This window comes from Wolbachia endosymbiont of Mansonella perstans (assembly GCF_020278605.1).
Classification (GTDB): domain Bacteria; phylum Pseudomonadota; class Alphaproteobacteria; order Rickettsiales; family Anaplasmataceae; genus Wolbachia.
In genome coordinates this window covers 1-4,971 of record NZ_JACZHU010000077.1, presented here as the reverse complement: position 1 = coordinate 4,971, position 4,971 = coordinate 1, and the positions used below count along the sequence as shown (strand labels likewise).

The 4,971-nt window shown below is 35.0% G+C and carries 7 protein-coding genes and 2 tRNA genes; 1 reads left to right on the top strand and 8 read right to left on the bottom strand.

The features are described 5' to 3' along the window. Positions 1–131 precede the first annotated feature (131 nt). The 3 genes from IHO13_RS04485 to carA form a co-directional block, all read right to left on the bottom strand. Positions 132–203 (bottom strand) — tRNA-Gly (locus IHO13_RS04485). A 4-nt stretch (positions 204–207) separates the two neighbouring features. Then, positions 208–290: transfer RNA gene (locus IHO13_RS04480), tRNA-Tyr, on the bottom strand. 113 nt (positions 291–403) lie between these two features. Then, positions 404–1,549 carry a glutamine-hydrolyzing carbamoyl-phosphate synthase small subunit gene (gene carA / locus IHO13_RS04475; protein ID WP_225538464.1) on the bottom strand — a complete coding sequence of 382 codons (1,146 nt, stop codon included), beginning with the start codon at positions 1,547–1,549 and terminating at the stop codon, positions 404–406. Positions 1,550–1,745: 196 nt separating this feature from the next. On the opposite strand from carA, the gene IHO13_RS04470 reads away from it, so the two are divergent. Beyond that, the gene (locus IHO13_RS04470; protein WP_225538463.1) at positions 1,746–2,234 is read left to right on the top strand and encodes a hypothetical protein; all 489 of its coding nucleotides are present in this window, start codon (positions 1,746–1,748) and stop codon (positions 2,232–2,234) included. 55 nt (positions 2,235–2,289) lie between these two features. Here IHO13_RS04470 and fmt read toward each other — a convergent pair whose 3' ends face one another. The 5 genes from fmt to IHO13_RS04445 form a co-directional block, all read right to left on the bottom strand. Continuing rightward, positions 2,290–3,198: a methionyl-tRNA formyltransferase gene (gene fmt, locus IHO13_RS04465; RefSeq protein ID WP_225538462.1), complete on the bottom strand. Its 909-nt coding sequence runs from the start codon at positions 3,196–3,198 to the stop codon at positions 2,290–2,292. Between the two features lie 19 nt (positions 3,199–3,217). Next, the gene (gene rplT, locus IHO13_RS04460; RefSeq protein ID WP_225538461.1) at positions 3,218–3,583 is read right to left on the bottom strand and encodes a 50S ribosomal protein L20; all 366 of its coding nucleotides are present in this window, start codon (positions 3,581–3,583) and stop codon (positions 3,218–3,220) included. Positions 3,584–3,603: 20 nt separating this feature from the next. After that, positions 3,604–3,810: a 50S ribosomal protein L35 gene (gene rpmI, locus IHO13_RS04455; protein ID WP_225536276.1), complete on the bottom strand. Its 207-nt coding sequence runs from the start codon at positions 3,808–3,810 to the stop codon at positions 3,604–3,606. Between the two features lie 153 nt (positions 3,811–3,963). Further along, the gene (locus IHO13_RS04450) at positions 3,964–4,407 is read right to left on the bottom strand and encodes a PAS domain-containing protein (protein WP_225538460.1); all 444 of its coding nucleotides are present in this window, start codon (positions 4,405–4,407) and stop codon (positions 3,964–3,966) included. A gap of 206 nt (positions 4,408–4,613) precedes the next feature. Then, the gene (locus tag IHO13_RS04445; RefSeq protein ID WP_225538459.1) at positions 4,614–4,943 is read right to left on the bottom strand and encodes a MerR family transcriptional regulator; all 330 of its coding nucleotides are present in this window, start codon (positions 4,941–4,943) and stop codon (positions 4,614–4,616) included. Between the last annotated feature and the right edge of the window lie 28 nt (positions 4,944–4,971).

The window sequence follows — 4,971 nt, the reverse complement described above, 5'->3', positions numbered from 1 at the left end:
GTCCTATTGTCCCCACATTCATATGCGGCTTGCCAAATGCTTCTACTACTTGTGTCATAATCTAAACTTTTCTACCTAAAATACAAATATATAAATAATATGTTGATCTTATTAAAACACAACAAAAAAAGAGCGGATAGTGGGATTCGAACCCACTCCACTAGCTTGGAAGGCTAGAGCTCTACCAATTAAGCTATACCCGCACGATGGAGGAGGTAGGATTCGAACCTACGTACGCTTTCACGGACAGATTTACAGTCTGTTACCTTTAACCACTCGGTCACTCCTCCACAAAATTTGTTAAGAGAGCATTACCCCAGTATCTTAACTTAATCTTTTATTATATCTAATATTAAATGTCTAAAACTAAAAAATCAAGCAATAAAACCTTGCCAGGTTAAAATTATGCAGATTTCATTTTATGTAACTCAATACTGTTAATAAAGTGCCTAAATAGATAATGTGAATCGTGCGTACCTGGAGCTTCTTCTGGATGGTATTGTACAGAAAAAACCGGGTAATTCTTCATCATTATTCCCTCTATACTATTATCAAACAGAGAAATATGAGTAACTTCAACGTCACTTGGTAGAGAAGATGAATCAACAACAAATCCATGATTTTGGCTGGTGATCTCAACTTTTCCTTCATTCACATTATAAACTGGATGGTTACTTCCTCGGTGACCAACATTCATCTTGAAGGTCTTTGCTCCCAAAGTAATTGCAAGCAATTGGTGACCCATGCATATACCAAAGACTGGTATTTTAGATTTTATAATAACGTCTATCTCTAGAATCATACTTTCTCCTATTTCTCGTGGATCACCAGGACCATTTGAAAGTACTATACCATCTGGATCCATACTTAATATTTTCTGAGCAAAACCTTTATCTGGCTTAATCAATTCAATTGCACAACCAAGTTCTATTAAGCGTGAAACTATACTAGCCTTTACACCAAAATCAACTACTATAACTTTGTATTTTGCATTAAGATCGTTTTTGAAGCTGTTACTTAAACTGACTTTATTAATTATCCCTACTCCATTTAAAGGTTTGTATTTCTTCAACTCATCCAGCAGACCCTCTATTACAAGAGTAGTTTGGTTATCATAGATCCTAGCGTCATACACCGGAGAGCAGGTCAATGGGGATATAATCCCACTTTGGGATCGATGTTTTTGCAAATGCCTAGTCAAGGCTCTAGTATCAACTCCTGATATTCCAACTACGTTATCTCTCTCCAACCAATCATTTAAACTGATACATGATGAAGGATGAGATGCAGAAGAAAGTTCACGTATAATCACGCCACTTGCAAAAATTTCCTTTCCTCCTTCATTATCTTTGCTGTTTATCCCAATGTTGCCAATATGAGGAAAAGTGAACGTTATAATTTGATCGGCAAAAGATGGATCAGTTATAGTATGCTGGTAACCAGTGATACCAGTGGTAAAACAGATTTCACCCATGCACTTGCTTCTCTTACCTACTGATTTTCCTAAAAAGTACCTACCATCTTGTAAAACTAAAACTGCATCTTGCACTCAATTCTCTCTAACTGATCCAAAACAGTATATAAGGATTCTAAACAATACGTAACTCCTTCTAAAATTTTAAACTTGACTATAAGTTAACAGAGAATAACATAAAAAAAACTTTCAATACATTCTTTCACATAAAATATATCATGACCACTTTCGTACTTCGTGTTAAAATTATTAAACAAAGTGGAGGTTTACAATGCTTGATAGTGGGAATCAATCTAAAAAAATAAATGGAAAGTGGTTGGCTATAGGAGCTGGCTCATTATTACCTGTAATGATGCTACCGCCAATTCTTCTTTTAGCAAAAATAGCTATAGGACTAATTATAGTTCCAGTTGTAGCAATAGCGATGAAAGTTGCTTCAAAAACAATACCTAAAGTCTTAGAAGATAAACAGGAAGATCAAAACCAATCAACACAACAAACAACACAAAGCAAAATTATAAACCTAGCTATTGGATTATTATCTATATTTGTAGGTGAGCTAACACTATTCACCATAGTACAAATTGGTTCAACTGCAACATGTGCAGCTGTAGCTGCTTTAGTCCTATACGCGTGTTTTAAAGATAGAGAAATAGGTAAAAACATAAATGACAAATTAGATGAAATAGCTGAAAATACAACTGACTTCACTGTTAGTAATATTGAAAAGCTTATTCCACAACAAAGCCGCCAGGCGTAGCTTACATCGTTCGTCTGTGCTTTTCTACTATAGACTAGCTGTGCAGGGGTTCTATTTATTCTATAAGCTTTTTTACCATACTAAATTTTAATCCACGGACAAAATCCTCAACATTGCACGGGTTTCTTCCTTCCATTTGCACAACTTTAGTAATTAAAGTGCCGTTCCTCAAACTTATGTGCATATTATCATTAATAATCTCACCCTGCGCTGAAGTTAAAGAGGCATTTAATTCAAAGTCAGCATCCAGTATTCTGAAACGTTTATTCTCTATTTTGACAAACGCTTTGGGGTAAAATGCTTTAACTTTCCTATAAGCAACTTCGCAAGTATCACTCACATAAATTTTATAGTCCTTCATTTTATCAGCATAGCACGCATTATCATCATTTTGTTCTGAAGGAAACTGTTTTTCAATTTTATTTAATACTTCCATCAGTAAATTGCTACCCAGCACAGACAGCTTATCATGCAATGTCTTGTAATTGTCGTTCTTTTCAATCAGAAATTTTTTCTGTTTTAAAATAGGACCAGAATCTAACCCTTCGTTCAATTGCACAATGCTAACTCCAGTCTCCTGGTCTCCCGCCAAAATTGTGTGCTGTATTGGAGCTGCACCACGCCACCTAGGCAGCAGCGAAGGATGAATATTAATACAACCATATTTTGGAATATTCAAAATTTCTTTTGGAAGTATCAACCCATATGCAGCAACAACTGCAACTTCTGGTTTAAAATTTCTAAACCGTTCTTGCTCTACCGAAGATTTTAGAGAGGTAGGAATGCACACCTCTATACCATTTTCTTCAGCAATAACATGTATTGGAGATTTCGTCAGTTTCTGTCCACGTCCCGAAGGTTTTGGGGCCTTGGTATATACGGCTATTATCTTATTCTCTGACTTCAATAACAAACTTAGCACACCAACAGCAAACTCTGGTGATCCCATAAAAACAACTCTCATGCTGCTGTGCTTAAAGGGATCAAGAATTTTCTGCTAATTTGTTGCTTACAGTTTCTACTAATTCTGCAAAACCGTCTTTATAATTAACAGCCATTTCAGCAAGGATTTTTCTATTTAAACCAATTCCAACAAGCGTGAGGCCATACATGAATCTACCATAAGTAAGCCCATGCTTTCTTACTGATGCATTGATACGTATTATCCACAGGCTGCGAAAATCGCGCTTGCGGTTTCTTCTGTCCCTATAGGCATATTGTAATGCTTTTTCAACCCTTTGTAAAGCAACCCTGTAACAACTTTTTGCACGTCCTTTATAGCCCTTTGCTAACTTTAATATTTTCTTGTGACGAGCATGAGTAGTGACTCCACGTTTCACTCGAGCCATTCTATTTTACCTCCATTTTGTTAAATACCATAAGGTATGTAAAGTTTAACTATACGCGAGTCAGATTTACCAAGAATCGTTGTACCACGTTGGTTACGGATATTGGATTTACTCCTCTTTATCATGCCATGCCTTTTGCCTGATTGAGTAGAGATAATCTTGCCTTTAGCTGTAAGATTAAAGCGTTTTTTAACGGAAGATTTGGTTTTTAATTTCACTCTCTTCATATAAACTCGCAAACATTGTCACAGAATTCTTTAATAGCAATTAGTTAGCAATATAAATAATTTTATTAAAGAATCAAATAGTATTGCAACTTATAAGCTACAACACTACTATAATATGTAATCTGAATCTACAATACAAGCTAAAATTGCATATTAAAGGAGCTTAAATGTAATTACACCCAATATGTGTGTTATACCTTTTCTATCCCCAAGCGGCAACAACACTTGCCTCATTTTAACACTTTCACTTTCTTCTTCCTCGTTAATTGAGCACTTACTATCTACTACAGTATCAAGCTTATCAATAACTGCGTCTACTTTATATAGTTGCAAAAATGGTGCATCAACTACATATTTACTATCAATACACATGTTCTTTTCAAAACCATAGAACTCAACAGCCTTTTCTCCCGCATTTTCACAGATATAACCTCGGTCATTAACTTCAATAATAAAACAATGCTGCCAAGATTCCATTATTTCGGCAGTATCTATTTCATGCCTTTCTGGCCAATCTCTATCTGATCCTTTTATTTCACTCCAGTGCTGAGTTACTACATTAGCTATTCTTCTTTCTTTTCCTGCGTAAATTTCCATTATAACATCCACACAAAAGACATAGATATAAGCTGAATCTACTGTGAATGTATTGATTTTTTCTTAATCGCAAGTTACGTATTAAGAGGGTTCACGTGATGTTTGGGAATTTACACAGGTACTTTTTTTAACTATTCTTTAACGTGAGCTCACACTTCTTGATTAGTTTTCCTGCTATATGAGATACATCTGCCCTACGCCTACGGTTATTCATTAGCTTCTCCACTATTTATTTTACTAATTAAATAGTCTCTTAGGTCAGTAAGTTCTTGTAATAAATCCTTTGAACCGCGATCGATTTTTACATCATTATTAAATTCTTTTTGTACTCCCTTTATTGTATATCCTTTATCATATAACATATACTTTATTTTCTTTACAGCCTCTATACACTTATGATCATATAGCCTTCTTCCCTTACGTTTTATGGGTTTAATTTGATGAAATTGGCTTTCCCAGAATCTTAAAACATGCTGTTCCACATGTAGCTCTTCAGCTACTTCTCCGATAGTGTAGAGTAATTTTTCCTTATTCATTGATTAATTTTTTTATCACTTTTGAAGG

Bases quoted from the DNA above. Each gene is read 5' to 3' on its own strand.
- IHO13_RS04445 (WP_225538459.1), bottom strand. From the start codon at position 4,943: ATGAATAAGGAAAAATTACTCTACACTATCGGAGAAGTAGCTGAAGAG.
- IHO13_RS04470 (WP_225538463.1), top strand. From the start codon at position 1,746: ATGCTTGATAGTGGGAATCAATCTAAAAAAATAAATGGAAAGTGGTTG.
- rpmI (WP_225536276.1), bottom strand. From the start codon at position 3,810: ATGAAGAGAGTGAAATTAAAAACCAAATCTTCCGTTAAAAAACGCTTT.
- fmt (WP_225538462.1), bottom strand. From the start codon at position 3,198: ATGAGAGTTGTTTTTATGGGATCACCAGAGTTTGCTGTTGGTGTGCTA.
- rplT (WP_225538461.1), bottom strand. From the start codon at position 3,583: ATGGCTCGAGTGAAACGTGGAGTCACTACTCATGCTCGTCACAAGAAA.
- IHO13_RS04450 (WP_225538460.1), bottom strand. From the start codon at position 4,407: ATGGAAATTTACGCAGGAAAAGAAAGAAGAATAGCTAATGTAGTAACT.